Source organism: Aquirufa nivalisilvae (assembly GCF_004307455.1).
Lineage (GTDB): Bacteria > Bacteroidota > Bacteroidia > Cytophagales > Spirosomataceae > Aquirufa > Aquirufa nivalisilvae.
Genome location: NZ_SEWX01000001.1, coordinates 434824 through 448700, shown reverse-complemented (window position 1 = coordinate 448700; position 13877 = coordinate 434824). Strand labels below are relative to the sequence as shown.

Below are 13877 nucleotides of genomic sequence, written 5' to 3'. Positions count from 1 at the left end.
ATGAAGCAAATAGGAATTTTGTTGTTTTTAATTTCTTTTTCTGCCTTCTCTCAAGAAGGAAAAAAGGAGGGAATTGTTCAGTATGAACGAACGACTTTTTGGACCAATATTGTGACTCGCTTAACGTATTTAAGTGCAGAGGAGAAAGACCGAGTTAAGTTGACCTGGGGAAGCTCGGATGAAGGTTGGAAACAAAAAATGACCTTGGCATTTAATGAGAATCAAAGCTTGTATATGCAAGGGGAGGATAATGCTGAACAGGGTTGGGCAGGTCGAAAGGAGACCTTTTTCTTAACAAAGAATTTTGCGACAGAACATTCTACCGACTACATTGATTTATTAGGAAAGACCTATATGGTGGATGATTCTTTACATGCACCCAACTGGAAAATATTGAATCAAATTAAGGAAGTGGCAGGCTATATTTGTATGAAAGCGGTGACAGTCGATACCGTGAAAAAACAGACAATTACGGCTTGGTTTGCGCAGGATATTCCTGTTCAAGCAGGCCCAGAGAGGTATTTTGGTTTACCTGGTTTAATTTTGGAATTGGATATTAATGATGGGGATGTAACCATTATTGCCAATAAAGTCGAGTTTAAAAAACTGACGAATGAATTCAATTTGAAGAAAATAAAAGGCAAGAAAATCTCTGATGCTGAATACAATAAAATCATTGCTGATTTCATTAAAGAATCCATTAAAGGGTTTCGAAATCCTTATTGGGGATTGAGGTATTAATGCGCATGGAAGTTATATTAGAAGAGTACATTTTAGCGACATTATATCAATGAAAAAAATACTATTTGCGTTGACCTTATTCTTCTTTGAGAATGTACATGCCCAAAGCTCGTTGAGTTCTGCCGCATTTAGACCAAAAGAAGTATATCATTCAGAAGATTTATTAATTATTCAAATTTCTAAGAATGCATATGTGCATACATCATTTCTTCAAACAAATGATTTTGGGAAAGTTCCTTGTAATGGCTTGATCATTCGGGATTCTAATGAAGTGGTGGTGTTCGATACTCCAACCAATAATAATTCAGCGACTACCCTAATCAAATACATAAAAGAAAAGTTGCATTGTAAAATAAACGCCATTGTCCCAACCCATTTTCATGAAGATTGTTTGGGAGGTTTAGCCTCATTTCATGAGCATAAAATTCCTTCATTTGCAGGTTTTACAACCATAGAATTAACAAAATCAAACCAAGTTATTTCCCCTCAAAATGGATTTAAAGATTCCCTAAAATTAAAAATAGGGAAAACATTTACAAAGCTTACATTTTTTGGTGAAGGTCATACCAAGGATAATGTGGTCGGCTATTTTCCAAAAGAAAAAATACTATTTGGTGGCTGCCTAATAAAAGAGTTGGAAGCAACGAAGGGATATTTAGGTGACGCTAATGTGGGGGAGTGGTCTAGTACGGTAGAGAAAATCAAACAAGCCTACCCCGATGTTCAGCTTGTTATTCCGGGACATGGAAAAATAGGAGGAATAGACCTGCTTGATTACACAATTAAATTATTTAAAACTCCGTAGTTTTCTATTATATTATCACTGCTTTTGGAGTATCTAATGTAAGACTCTTTCTAGAGGGTAAAGGCTATATTAAGATCAACGATTTCAGTATGAGAATAGGGTTCATATAGCCTTTTCTCTTGTTTTATTGCATGTTTATGCTTCCTTGATTTTGACAACTACTTTTCCTTTGGTTCGGCCACTGGATACATAGTCCATGGCTTCATTTATTTGGTCAAAAGTAAAATACTTATCTACTACTGGTTTGATAACTCCAGCATCAATTAAGTGGGCAATTTCTGATAATTGTTTTCCGCTGGGCTTCATGAATAAGAAGGAATAATTAATCCCCTTGGCCAGCGCTTGTTTTCTGATCTTTCTACTCAAAAGAGATATGATTAGTTTGATTATCCAGGAGGCATTGATTTCTTTCGCAAAGGCAGGATCTGGAGGGCCTGAAATGGAAATCACTTTTCCACCAGGTTTTAAAATTTGTAAAGACTTTTCGAGCGTTTTATTGTCCTGGCTGTTTAAGACGACATCGTAGTCTTGGAGTATCGTTTCAAAATCTTGCGTTTTATAATCGATTACAACATCAGCACCTAAACTTTTCACTAGCTCACTGTTTGCTTCACTGGTGCTTGTGGCTACGGTTGCCCCCAAATGCTTAGCCAATTGAATGGCAATTGTTCCTACGCCACCTGAACCTGCTTGAATGAAGATTTTCTGACCTTTTTTAAGTGCAGCTTTTTCAACAATCGCTTGCCAAGCCGTAATAGCAACCAAGGGGAGAGATGCGGCATCATCAAAGGAAATGTTGTTGGGTTTTAAAGCTAAATCATTTTCATTGACAGCAATATATTCAGCAAACGTACCAATGTGGTAGTCAGCAGGACGGCCAAAGACCTCATCACCAATTTTGAATTGATGGACTTTTGAGCCGATTTCAACGATGGTTCCTGCTAAATCATGTCCTAAAATCAACGGAAATTTATAGGGCATGAACTGCTTAAATTCGCCAATTTTAAGTTTGAAATCCAAAGGGTTTATACTAGAAGCATGTATTTGAACTAACACTTCATTGTCTTTCACTTTTGGCTGAGGGACTTCAGCCAATTGAAGTTTATCTTCTTTGCTGTAACGGTTAATGATATAAGCTTTCATCTTTTTTTATTTTAAATATTTTTCAGCGTTTCTTGGATTCACTAAAGCAAATGCCAATTTAGGGAATATTCGATTCAGTAAATACATGGTGCCAGTATATCCCATTCGAATGGTGTATTGATCCTTTTGTAAGCCTAAAATAAGCCCTTTTATTAGTTTTTCTGGACTCATTTTTTGAATATCTCTGTGTGCAATTAATTCAGTTTCTACAGCAGGAGGTAATAGCTCAAAGACTTTAACGGAGCTGTTAGCTATACGCAAATGTTCTCTTAGTGACTTGGTATAAAACCCTAATGCAGCTTTGCTTGCAGAATATGTTGCTTCTAACAAAGAAGGTACATAACTCAACACAGACGTAGTGTTGATGATGGCCCCTTCTTTTCTTGAATTTAGCATCGTCATAAATAGATTATTTAATCGAACGACCCCCGTATAATTAATGTCCATTTCATAAGCGGCACCTTGTGCATGCTTGTAACTTGCAATTCCTAAGTTGGAGGGCATAACGCCAACTCCTGCGTTATTATATAGAATATCAATTCCTCCCAACTCTTCAATCTGCTTATATAGAGCTAGCGCATCTTCTTCCTTTGCCACATCACTTTTTAACGTTATTAAACTTGGATAGCGTTTTTTAGCTTCATCTAGTTTCTCTTGATTTCTACCTGTTATAATGACTTTGGTATCTAATTGTAAGAATTGCTTAGCAGCTTCAAGTCCAATACCAGCACTGCCCCCAGTTATTAAAATTGTTTTATTTGTTAAGTTCATATTGTAAATGTTTAAGAAAAGCGATAATTTCACTTTCAAATTGCAAGTGCAAAGCTAACAAAGAACTTGCAACTTGCAAGTGATTATCTATATTATTTATGAAAAAAAGTAAAAAAAGGTCAGACTGTCCAATAAGTTGCTCTCTTGATATTTGGGGCGACAAGTGGTCCTTAATTATTGTTCGAGATTTAATGTTTGCCAAACAATGTACCTATGGTGATTTTCTGAAATCAGAAGAGAAAATAGCCACCAACATTTTGGCCTCACGCCTGTATTCCCTTGAAGAAAATGGAATTATTAGCAAATCGGAACATCCGGATAGTAAAGCGAAAGTCTTATATAGACTGACACAGAAAGGAATCGATTTATTACCAATAATGGTAGAAATTAATTTGTGGGCAGACAAATATTATGACCTACCAGCAAGTAGAAAGGAAGAATTGAAAGAAGTAAAAAAAGATAAAGAAAAGTATATTAAGCTGGCGGTTAAAGAACTAGGAAATTGAACCATTTATTTGGCAAACAATTGATTAGAATCCCTTAATTATCAGATCATTATAAATTCAGTTTCTTTTTTTCACGAATCGCATAATCGACGGCCCTAGCGGTAAGCGCCATGTAGGTCAGAGATGGGTTTTGAGTAGAAGTGGAAGTCATACATGAGCCATCTGTGACAAACACATTTTTACAATGATGCATTTGGTTAAAGGCATTTAGCATGGAGGTTTTAGGGTCTTTTCCCATTCGAACTCCTCCCATTTCATGATTTTCGTTTCCAGGGACCCGTTTCGTATCTATTGGTTGTATATTTTTGAAACCTGCAGCCTCATACATTTCCGTAAATTGTTGATGAAAATCTTTTAACATCTTCTCATCATTATCGTCATAAGCTACCGAAACTCTAAGTTGGGGTATCCCGTATTTATCCTTTAATTGTTTATCTAATCGAACAGTTGAATGTGCTTTAGGAATGGTTTCCCCCATCATTCCCACATTGATGTGCCAATTTCCTAGCTTTTGAGCCAATAAAGATTGCTTTAAAGACTCTCCTACTAGGTCTTTTGCATTTTCAACAATCCGACTTGCCGAAAGGTTACTAGCATAGCCTCTCAAAAAATCCGTTTCTTGTTGATATACATTTCTAAATCGTGGGATATACCCAGAAGTGGGTCTTTTACCTTCTGTTTTATAAGCTAAATCTCCATCGTATTCTGCGGTTATTCTACCTCGATAACTATGAAAAGCCATATGAGTACCCAATATTCCAGAATCATTTCCCAGTCCATTGGGGAAGCGAGAAGAGATGGAATTCAATAGGATTAAATTAGTAGCTAATGGGGAGGCATTCACGAAAATAATGGAGGCAAAATATTCCTCCATTTCATGAGTTAAAGCATTGACCACTCGAACCCCTATGGCTTTATTTTTCTTCTCATCAAAAATGATGGAATGAGCAATGGCATGCGTTTTTAAGGTTAAATTCCCCGTTTTATATGCCGCAGGTAAAGTGGCAGAATTGCTACTAAAATATCCCCCATACGGGCAACCACGTTCACAAAGTGTTCGATTTTGGCATTGGCTTCTACCCACCGACATATGGATTTTATCTGCCTGACTTAAATTGGCTGTCCGGGCTATAATGACATGTCGATCTGTATACTTGTATTTAAGTACTTGACCAAAATGTTTCTCCACACAAGATAAGTCAAAGGGCTTTATAAAATCACCGTCTGGTAATGTTGCTAAACCATCTTTATTTCCCGATATACCTACAAACTTTTCTACATAACTATACCAGGGAGCAATATCTTTATAGCGAATAGGCCAGTCGACAGCAAAACCATCTCGCGCTGGACCTGTAAAATCAAAATCACTCCACCGCTGTGTATGACGTCCCCATAAAAGAGATCGCCCTCCTACGTGGTAGGCTCGAATCCAGTCATAAGGCTTTTCTTGAATGTAAGCCTGCTCTTCGTCTTTGGTTAAAAAATGAGACGTGGCTTCGGAAAAAATGAAATTTTTGCTGGCAATTTTGTAATCCTTTTTCAGCTCTAATGGCACTTGTCCTCCATGTGGAAAATCCCATGGATTGTGCATGGCAGTTGGATAATCAGTAACATGTTTTACGTCTCGTCCTCGATCTAACAAGAGTGTTTTCAATCCTTTTTCGGTGAGTTCTTTGGCAGACCATCCCCCGCTAATTCCTGAACCAATCACAATTGCGTCAAATGTATGTTTATCTTTTACATTCATTTTTTTACTTCCAATAAGAGGAAAAGTTTTTTGAAAAATGTGGAATGGCTATTTCAGGCTCCTGTATCTCTGGATGCCAAAGTTTTTCCCATTCAAAACTATAATAACCGGTATAGCCTCCTGCTTTTAAAGCATGAAGAGCCTCCTTTACAGGGGCATTTCCTTGTCCAAGAAGGGTATATTTTTCCCCCATATCGGAAACGATGGCGTCCTTAATGTGGGTGTGAAAGATATATTTTTTTAATACATCGTACACTTGAGCGGGAGGTTCTTTTGTGATGGACCACATATTAAAGAAATCCCAAACTAGACCTACTTGAGGATGATTTGTTGCTTCCATAATATGAAGAAGCATGTCGCTTTTTATTACTTTTCCATGGGATTCCAATAGGACTTTTACCCCAGCAGATTTTGCAAATTCCCCCAACTCAATCAATGATTGAATGATGGCATTGACAGTATCATTCTCTGGTTGATCTTTAGGAAGGTCGTTAGGAAATACACGAATGAATGGGCAAGATAAATGGCTGGCAAGCTCAATGTATTTTTTTGCATCATCCAAATTACTTTGCCTTTTTTTAGGGTCTAAAAAATGCATATTGGCAGATGAACCTAAATTAACAATTTTCAAACCTACATCTTCGACTTGCCTCTTAGTCGATGAAATATTCGTCGGGGAAAATATAGAATTAGCAGGCAGATCTAAATCTCCCTTAATGCCTCTAATTTCAATTCCTGAATAGTGGTTTTCGGTAGCATGATGAATGATCTGTGAAAAATTCCATGCTGGACAGCCTAAAGTTGAAAAAGATAAAAGTGCTTTAGGCGGGGTAATAAAACGCAAGGCTGATAAGCCTAAAAGCCCCGAGCTCTGTTTTAAAAAATCACGTCGGTTTTTCATTTGTTTCCCTTGATATGACATTGAATGTAATAAAATTATTGTTATTCCCTGCCATGGAATGACATCATGTATCAGAACGAAGCATGCGAATCAGATTTGATCAAATTTTTGTTTTAAATTGAATTTGTAAACGGAATATATGTTATGAATGACATTACATCATTTAAAGAAACGTTAAAGCTTTCTTCTCCTCCATCCAATTTTAATCTCATCTTACAGAGTCTTTGGTATGATGCTAAAGGGGACTGGGATAAGGCACATGCCCAAGTTGACCAGTTAAATGACAGAGAATCTGCCTGGGTTCATGCTTATTTACATCGAAAAGAGGGCGACTTATGGAATGCCGATTATTGGTATACTCGTGCCAAGCAATCACGCCCAAGTATTTCTTTGGAGCAAGAATGGGAAAATTTGGTCTTGTTTTTTTTGACTGAATTTAAGTAGATTGAAATTGACAATTTGAATTGTAGATTTTGAAATAATCGATGGATTAATACATATGGCAGGAATATTCGTTGAACTAATTCTTTCTTGGGTATTACTTTGGTTTTTTGATAAAAGTAGTCCTCTAGCTTTGGGGATAGTTCCAACTCAAAAACGTCTCTTCGATTTGATTTTTGGCCTTGTTATCTCTTCTTTGGTAGCAGGCTTTGGATTGTATATGGTGGTTTATATCTCTAAATCAACCATAGAAATTAATTCAAATTTTACGGCCAGCATTTTTTTTGATCGTCTATTTTGGATGCTTAAATCTGTGCTATATGAAGAGCTGATTTTTAGAGGAGCTTTGTTGTATATCGCTATTTCTAAGTTTGGGATTAAAAAAGCCTGTATTTTATCATCTGTTGCCTTCGGAATCTATCATTGGTTTACTTTTGGAGCTTTGGGTAATATTCCACAAATGACCTATGTGTTTATTATGACGGGAATTGCAGGGGCTGTATTTGCCATGTCATTCGCCTTTTCAAAATCCATGTGGTTGCCTATTGGACTTCATTTGGGATGGAATGTTGTTTCCAACATTGTTTTCTCTCAAGGACAAGCAGAAAATCAATGGTTACTATCGCATGGAGGACAAAAGATTGGGGACATGTGGTCTTTCATTTATTTCATGTACCAAATTTCAATTTTACCCATTCCTGTTTATTTGTATGTAAAACTTCGGGTAAGTAAAGAGAAGAAATGATGTAGAATTAACTAGATTCTAATGGATGGACTTAATACCATTGAGGGCAATTCATCAGTATAGGATAGACATATTTGCCAATAAATACATGAATTAAATAAGTAAAAGAGCCTATTAAGTTTATAGTACACTTACTAATATTTTGTATAAGTTTCTTTAATTCACATTATAACAAATTTTAATTTTCATTTTAATATACCTGTTTTTATTATTGCAGGCCAATTGACTAGTATTCAGTGTAATAGAAAATAGTGATTGGTTTATTTAATGAAAAATAATCTGGAAAAGCCATGCACCTTGTGTGTGGCTTTTTTACTTAAAATATTTCTGACTAATTCGATCTTTGTGTTCCATGACATATTGTAAAAATGCCTTCGCTACTGGAGAGTGTTTTTTACCATGGTTCCAAACCAATTTCCATTGGGTGGTAATGGGTAATCCCTTTTGAGGTATAATAACCAATGATCCATTTTGTAACTCATTCTTTATGCCAATGATGGGCATGATGGAATAACCTAGTCCGGCTATAACAGCTTGTTTTACGGCTTCATTGGACATCAATTCAATTTTTTTCACCACATGAATTTCTTGATTCTCTAAAAATGCCTCCATCGTCATGCGTGTTCCTGAACCGGGTTCCCTAAATATAATGGGAAGATTGGAAGGTAGTTGATTCTGATTATATGCTGGATTTTGGGCTACTAGTTCCGGATTTCCAACCAAGAATAATTCATTACCAAGTAAGTCCATGTAATCATATTGATCCCCATCAATTGGAAGTGAAACTAAACTGAAATCAACTTCATTTTTCTTTAAACTTTCAATGACTTTGCCTCTATTGGTTACATCCATCGACAATTCTACCCCTTGATTTTCCTTCAAAAAATCGGATAAAAAATAAGGGATTACATATTTTCCTGTAGAAACAATCGAGATTTTTAAACGTCCGAAAAGCTGTCCCTGAAATGCCCGCATTTTGTAATTGATGGCATAAACTTGCTCAATGATTTCTTCTGCTGAAGTGGCGATTTCTTTGCCAAAATCTGTCAAATAGACCTTTTTTCCCACAATCTCAATTAATGGTAGTTCAAATTGAGATTGAAAATTTTTAATCTGAATGGACACCGCTGGTTGGGTCAAGTTTAACTCTTCAGATGCCCGAGTTATACTCTTAGTTTGGGCCACTTTGACAAAAATTTGCAACTGATTTAGGGTATAGTTCATAAGTTTTGTTTATGTATAACATTATAAATTTAAATAAATATTAATGAATTTTTAGAATTTACTTTGCGCCCAGATTTTTAACAGCCCCCCATGAATAATAAAAAACTACCGTCTATTCTCCTTCATCTTATTTCCATTGCAATTCTATTCTATCTAATAAAAATTGGTGACGACCCGGCATTCGATAAACTGAGTATTGCAAGTGCCATTTTTATAGAATTGAACCTACTTAGAATTTTACAAGAACCCGTTTAAGCCCCTAAAAATCCATGATCAATTTCGAACTTCTCATTTTTAACTTAACAAATCCAACCTTACTCTTTTTCATATTGGGCATGTTGGCCAAATTTTTCAAAAGCGATTTAGAAGTCCCTGCTGCTTCTAAAAGTTTTATTGCTCTTTATCTTTTATTTTCAATTGGCTTTAATGGCGGCACAGAATTAGCTGCCGCAGGTGTAACAGGCGAAATCGTCAAAAGTTTAGCCTTTGGTTTCGGCTTAGCTAGTATCATCCCGATATATTCCTTTTTTATTCTAAGAACCAAGCTTAATTCATATGATTCTGGTGCTATAGCGGCATCTTATGGTTCAGTTAGTGCCGTGACCTTTGTAACGGCCGTCGCATTTTTGGAAATGAATCATTTAAAGTTTGGTGGTGAAATGGTAGCCGTCATGGCTTCCATGGAGTTTCCAGCGATTATCATGGGACTCCTAATGATGAGCTTATTCCCTTCTGAAAAACAAGAAGATAAGAAAGAAAGATTTGACTGGAAAAAAACATTAAGACACTCCTTAACTAATGGAAGTGTACTAATGATATTGGGTAGTTTGCTAATTGGATTTGTTTCCGATTCCAATCAAACGGCAGGAATTAAGCATTTCACATCTGACATCTTCAAAGGATTTTTAGCCATCTTTTTATTAGATATGGGGATGGTTGCAGCCAGTAGGATTGCGGCATTTAAGCAGCAAGGTTATTTCATTTTATTATTTGCCATATTGCTTCCCTTATTTAATGGCTCTTTGGTGGCTTATTTGAGTCACTATATTACAGATAATACAGGGAATCGACTGATATTTGCCATTTTGGCTGCGAGTGCATCCTACATAGCCGTTCCTGCAGCCATGCGTATGGTGGCACCAAAAGCTGATCCTGGAATATATATTCCAATGGCTTTAGGGGTAACGTTTCCCTTTAATATCACCATTGGCATGCCTATCTTTTTTCAATTGGTTCAGTAGTGAATTGGAAAGCCTATTATCAAGGGAAGCCTTTGATTATTGCCACTAAACACCGGAAAGAGGAGGTAATAGGCCCACTACTTCACAAGGAATTCGGGTTTCAATACTTCGCCAGTGATCAAATCGACACAGATTTACTGGGCACCTTTTCTGGGGAGATAGAAAGAAATGTAAGTCACATCCAGGCAGCTAGAGAGAAGTGTCAAATGGCAATGGAAATTCACGGCGTGGATGTGGCCATTTCTTCTGAAGGGTCATTTGGTGCTCATCCTCAACTTATGTTCGTTCCTGCAGGGACAGAATTACTGATGTTCATGGATAGTAAAAATGAAATAGAGATCTCCGTACAAGTTACCAGTACGGAGACCAATTTTAACTGGAAAGAGGTTAAGGCTATACATGAATTACCTTCATTTTTAGAGCAAGTTAAATTTCCCTCTCATGCATTAATCATTAAAAAAAGTAGGGAAGATTTTTCCAACATGGAGAAAGGAATTAACGATGAAAGTAGACTCTATGAGTTAGTAGATAAATTTTTGAAAAGTTATGGATCCTGCATATTGGAGACAGATATGCGTGCAATGAATAATCCGACTCGAATGAGGCAGATTGAAAAACTCACATATCAGTTAATGGATAAAATGAATTCTCTTTGTCCACATTGTGCATTTCCTGGTTTTTCAGTCATGGAAGTACAGCGTGGACTATTATGTTCCCAATGTTTTCTCCCTACTCAATCTATTTTGAAAGTTATTTATCGATGTCAAAAATGCTTCTTTGAGCAGGAAAAACCATACCCATCAGCTAACTATTTAGAGGATCCCATGTATTGCGATTACTGTAATCCTTAAAAATCAGTATTTATTTTAATACCATTGGTCGAATAGAACTTCCCTTCATTTTCCTTTGGGCATATTGGCAAAATTATTCTAATTTTAAGCCTATTGAATCTCTTTGATTCAATAATAATAAATGGCCAATCTAACCAAGATGATGTTATATTTTCAAAAGAACGCTCAAAAATTTGGAGAATCTACCGCTTTGTTGTCAGGTACTCAATCATATAGTTATACAAGACTCATTGACCATGCTGAAAATGTAGCGGGAATATTGCTCGGAAATCAATCTGACCTGAATCAATCTCCTGTAGCCTATATGGTGGAGCCAGGATTTTCCTATGTTTCTTCTCAATGGGGAATTTGGTTAGCAGGAGGGATTGCGGTACCAGTAGCACTAGCCCATCCTTTGGAATCAATCAAATACATCCTTCAAGATACAGGAGCCAAGACGTTCATCTGTTCAGCTAACTTTACCTCCTTACTCTCAGACTTTTGTCGAGAGGCAGGAGTTCGACTGATTGTTTGGGAAGAAATGCCTGAATCAAATCCTATTTCATTACCTGAAGTAAATGTGGATCGAGGAGCTATGATATTGTATACGAGTGGTACCACTAGTTTACCTAAAGGAGTATTGAGTACACATTTATGTATTGAAAGCCAAATAAAATCTTTGGTAGAAGCTTGGAAGTATTCGGCCAATGATCATACCTTATGTGTCTTGCCATTGCATCATATTCATGGTATTATCAATGTTATTTCGGCCACTTTATACGTGGGCGGGAAGGTTGAATTTTTAGCACAGTTTTCTGCCGAAGAAATCTTTGCTCGGTTTAATCAAGGGGCATTGAATGTATTCATGGCTGTTCCAACCATCTATTTCAAGCTGATTGCTTATTTGGAATCATTGGATGAGATAAAAAGACAAGAATTAAAAACATGTATGAAAGCTTTTCGATTGATGATATCGGGATCGGCGGCATTACCTGTTTCAGTGATGGAGAAATGGGAGACATTGAGTGGACAGCGTTTATTAGAAAGGTATGGCATGACAGAGATAGGCATGGCAATCAGTAATCCTTATGAAGGTGAACGAAAGGCAGGACATGTTGGCATGCCTCTTCCTCGTGTACAAGTAAGGTTAGTCGATGAAGACAATAAACCTATTCAGGATGAAGCTGGAGAAATTCAAATAAAAGGACCAACAGTCTTTAAGGAATATTGGGGAAAAGCAGTTGCCACCAAAGAAGCATTTACCGAAGACGGTTGGTTTAAGACGGGAGATGTCGCAGAATTAGTGGACGGCTATTATCGAATCTTAGGTAGAAACTCTACGGATATCATTAAATCCGGAGGGTATAAATTATCTGCATTGGAAATTGAAGAGGTATTAAGAACTCATTCTTCTGTAGAAGATTGCTCCGTAGTAGGTTTGCCTGATGAAGAATGGGGTGAAATAGTAGCTGCCGTGGTCGTATTGAAGTCAACTGTTAGTTCAGACGAATTGAATACTTTTATGCGGAGTAAAATGCCTGCTTATCGAGTTCCTAGAAAGTATTTATTTCTTTCAGAATTGCCTCGTAATGCGATGGGCAAGGTGACGAAAAACGACTTAAAAGTATTATTTACATAAGGGCTTTTAAAGCTAAATAAAAGACGCTTGGACAAAGCAAGCAGCCTAAGCCAGTATAAAATGTGGCTGTCAGTGCACCATAGGGAACAAGTTTTTGATCAGTGGCAGCTAAACCAGCCGCTACACCGCTAGTAGTTCCCATAATCCCACCAAAAACCATAGCCGAATGTGGATTATCTAATTTTATTTTTGCCGCAATTAATGGGGTAAAAATGGTAACGACGATTGCTTTAACGACGCCTGTAGCCACACTTAATGCAATCACATCTGAGCTAGCCCCCAAGGCGGAACCCGTTACTGGACCAACGATGAAGGTTAAGGTTCCAGCTCCAATGGTTGCTAGGCTTTCTGCATCATGATATCCAAATGCTAAACCCACACAGATTCCTACCACAAAAGATACCACTAAGCCAAGTACTAGGGAAATGATACCTGCTTTACCAGCTTGTAACATGACGGGGAAGCTTACACCTAAAGCTGTGGAAACGATACAGAAGTCGCGAAACATGGAGCCGCCTACCAATTTAAAACCGCTGAAAAAAGCTAAATCGGCAATTCCTTTTTCGCCACCTGTTAATAAGCCCCCATAATAGGCAAGTATTAAACCCAATAATATAGCAATGGCAGAGCCAGGTATTTTTTTACGTAAAAGTCGGGTTGAAATTTGCTCAGCGACTAACATAATCAGAGCTATGATGAGAAAACTGGTGATCATACCATTTTTCTCAAAAAAGGAAATAAGATTCATTAAGGAGTGGTTTTAATTTTTGAAATGATGGGAACGAGCAAAAAGCCGATGATAACAATGAGTGTACCAGCTACAATGGGGAGCACTCCTTTATTGAAAGCAAGTAAGGCATTTTGACTAGCCGACATCGCTACAATAACAGGAATATACATATTACTCCAAAATCCAATTCCTTCGTCAAAGTTGGCTTTGACCCATTGCTTTTTTTGAAAATAATTATGGAGAAGAACCAGTAATAACATGGCAAAACCCACACCTCCCACATTGGCTTGAACGCCAATTAATTCACCTAAAAAATCACCAAATAATTGACCAGCTAAGTAACTAAATGCAAGTAATCCTAATCCATAAATGAGCATAATCACGAGGGCTTAAAAACGAAGATAATAAATTCT

15 protein-coding genes are annotated in these 13877 nt (G+C 37.0%); 8 read left to right on the top strand and 7 right to left on the bottom strand.

Annotation, left to right across the window (positions count from 1 at the left end):
- Complete coding sequence (locus tag EWU22_RS02015) at positions 1 to 741, top strand: GLPGLI family protein (protein ID WP_109321673.1); 741 nt, start codon at positions 1 to 3, stop codon at positions 739 to 741.
- 49 nt (positions 742 to 790) lie between these two features.
- Complete coding sequence (gene bla / locus EWU22_RS02010) at positions 791 to 1546, top strand: subclass B1 metallo-beta-lactamase (RefSeq protein WP_130924202.1); 756 nt, start codon at positions 791 to 793, stop codon at positions 1544 to 1546.
- A gap of 135 nt (positions 1547 to 1681) precedes the next feature.
- On the opposite strand, the gene EWU22_RS02005 is transcribed toward bla, so the two are convergent.
- Both EWU22_RS02005 and EWU22_RS02000 read right to left on the bottom strand, forming a co-directional pair.
- Entirely contained in the window at positions 1682 to 2689 is a 1008-nt protein-coding gene (locus tag EWU22_RS02005) for an NADP-dependent oxidoreductase (RefSeq protein ID WP_130924201.1), read from the bottom strand.
- Positions 2690 to 2695: 6 nt separating this feature from the next.
- Positions 2696 to 3460, bottom strand: a complete 765-nt coding sequence (locus EWU22_RS02000) for an SDR family oxidoreductase (protein ID WP_130924200.1) — start codon at positions 3458 to 3460, stop codon at positions 2696 to 2698.
- A gap of 98 nt (positions 3461 to 3558) precedes the next feature.
- Here EWU22_RS02000 and EWU22_RS01995 point away from each other — a divergent pair, with 98 nt between their 5' ends.
- Positions 3559 to 3966, top strand: a complete 408-nt coding sequence (locus EWU22_RS01995) for a winged helix-turn-helix transcriptional regulator (protein ID WP_130924199.1) — start codon at positions 3559 to 3561, stop codon at positions 3964 to 3966.
- A 49-nt stretch (positions 3967 to 4015) separates the two neighbouring features.
- On the opposite strand, the gene EWU22_RS01990 is transcribed toward EWU22_RS01995, so the two are convergent.
- On the bottom strand, positions 4016 to 5713 hold the full coding sequence (locus EWU22_RS01990; RefSeq protein WP_130924198.1) for a GMC oxidoreductase: 1698 nt from the start codon (positions 5711 to 5713) through the stop codon (positions 4016 to 4018).
- A gap of 4 nt (positions 5714 to 5717) precedes the next feature.
- A complete protein-coding gene (locus tag EWU22_RS01985) occupies positions 5718 to 6614 on the bottom strand; it encodes a sugar phosphate isomerase/epimerase family protein (protein ID WP_130924197.1) in 897 nt (298 codons plus the stop codon).
- Between the two features lie 144 nt (positions 6615 to 6758).
- On the opposite strand from EWU22_RS01985, the gene EWU22_RS01980 reads away from it, so the two are divergent.
- Positions 6759 to 7058: a hypothetical protein gene (locus EWU22_RS01980; protein ID WP_130924196.1), complete on the top strand. Its 300-nt coding sequence runs from the start codon at positions 6759 to 6761 to the stop codon at positions 7056 to 7058.
- A gap of 55 nt (positions 7059 to 7113) precedes the next feature.
- Positions 7114 to 7800, top strand: coding sequence for a CPBP family intramembrane glutamic endopeptidase (locus EWU22_RS01975; RefSeq protein WP_130924195.1), 687 nt, complete (start codon positions 7114 to 7116; stop codon positions 7798 to 7800).
- Positions 7801 to 8112: 312 nt separating this feature from the next.
- Here EWU22_RS01975 and EWU22_RS01970 read toward each other — a convergent pair whose 3' ends face one another.
- Entirely contained in the window at positions 8113 to 9024 is a 912-nt protein-coding gene (locus EWU22_RS01970) for a LysR family transcriptional regulator (RefSeq protein ID WP_130924194.1), read from the bottom strand.
- A gap of 269 nt (positions 9025 to 9293) precedes the next feature.
- Here EWU22_RS01970 and EWU22_RS01965 point away from each other — a divergent pair, with 269 nt between their 5' ends.
- The 3 genes from EWU22_RS01965 (at position 9294) to EWU22_RS01955 (ending at position 12734) form a co-directional block, all read left to right on the top strand.
- Positions 9294 to 10265: a sodium-dependent bicarbonate transport family permease gene (locus tag EWU22_RS01965; RefSeq protein WP_317127074.1), complete on the top strand. Its 972-nt coding sequence runs from the start codon at positions 9294 to 9296 to the stop codon at positions 10263 to 10265.
- Positions 10265 to 11116: a DUF6671 family protein gene (locus tag EWU22_RS01960; RefSeq protein ID WP_130924193.1), complete on the top strand. Its 852-nt coding sequence runs from the start codon at positions 10265 to 10267 to the stop codon at positions 11114 to 11116. Before EWU22_RS01965 ends, EWU22_RS01960 begins: the two co-directional genes overlap by 1 nt.
- Positions 11117 to 11258: 142 nt before the next feature.
- Entirely contained in the window at positions 11259 to 12734 is a 1476-nt protein-coding gene (locus EWU22_RS01955) for an acyl-CoA synthetase (RefSeq protein WP_130924419.1), read from the top strand.
- On the opposite strand, the gene madM is transcribed toward EWU22_RS01955, so the two are convergent.
- Together madM and madL are read right to left on the bottom strand one after the other, a co-directional pair.
- Positions 12727 to 13482, bottom strand: coding sequence for a malonate transporter subunit MadM (madM, locus tag EWU22_RS01950; protein ID WP_130924192.1), 756 nt, complete (start codon positions 13480 to 13482; stop codon positions 12727 to 12729). The genes EWU22_RS01955 and madM overlap by 8 nt on opposite strands.
- Complete coding sequence (gene madL / locus EWU22_RS01945) at positions 13482 to 13841, bottom strand: malonate transporter subunit MadL (RefSeq protein ID WP_130924191.1); 360 nt, start codon at positions 13839 to 13841, stop codon at positions 13482 to 13484. The genes madM and madL overlap by 1 nt, the downstream gene beginning before the upstream one ends.
- Positions 13842 to 13877 lie beyond the last annotated feature (36 nt).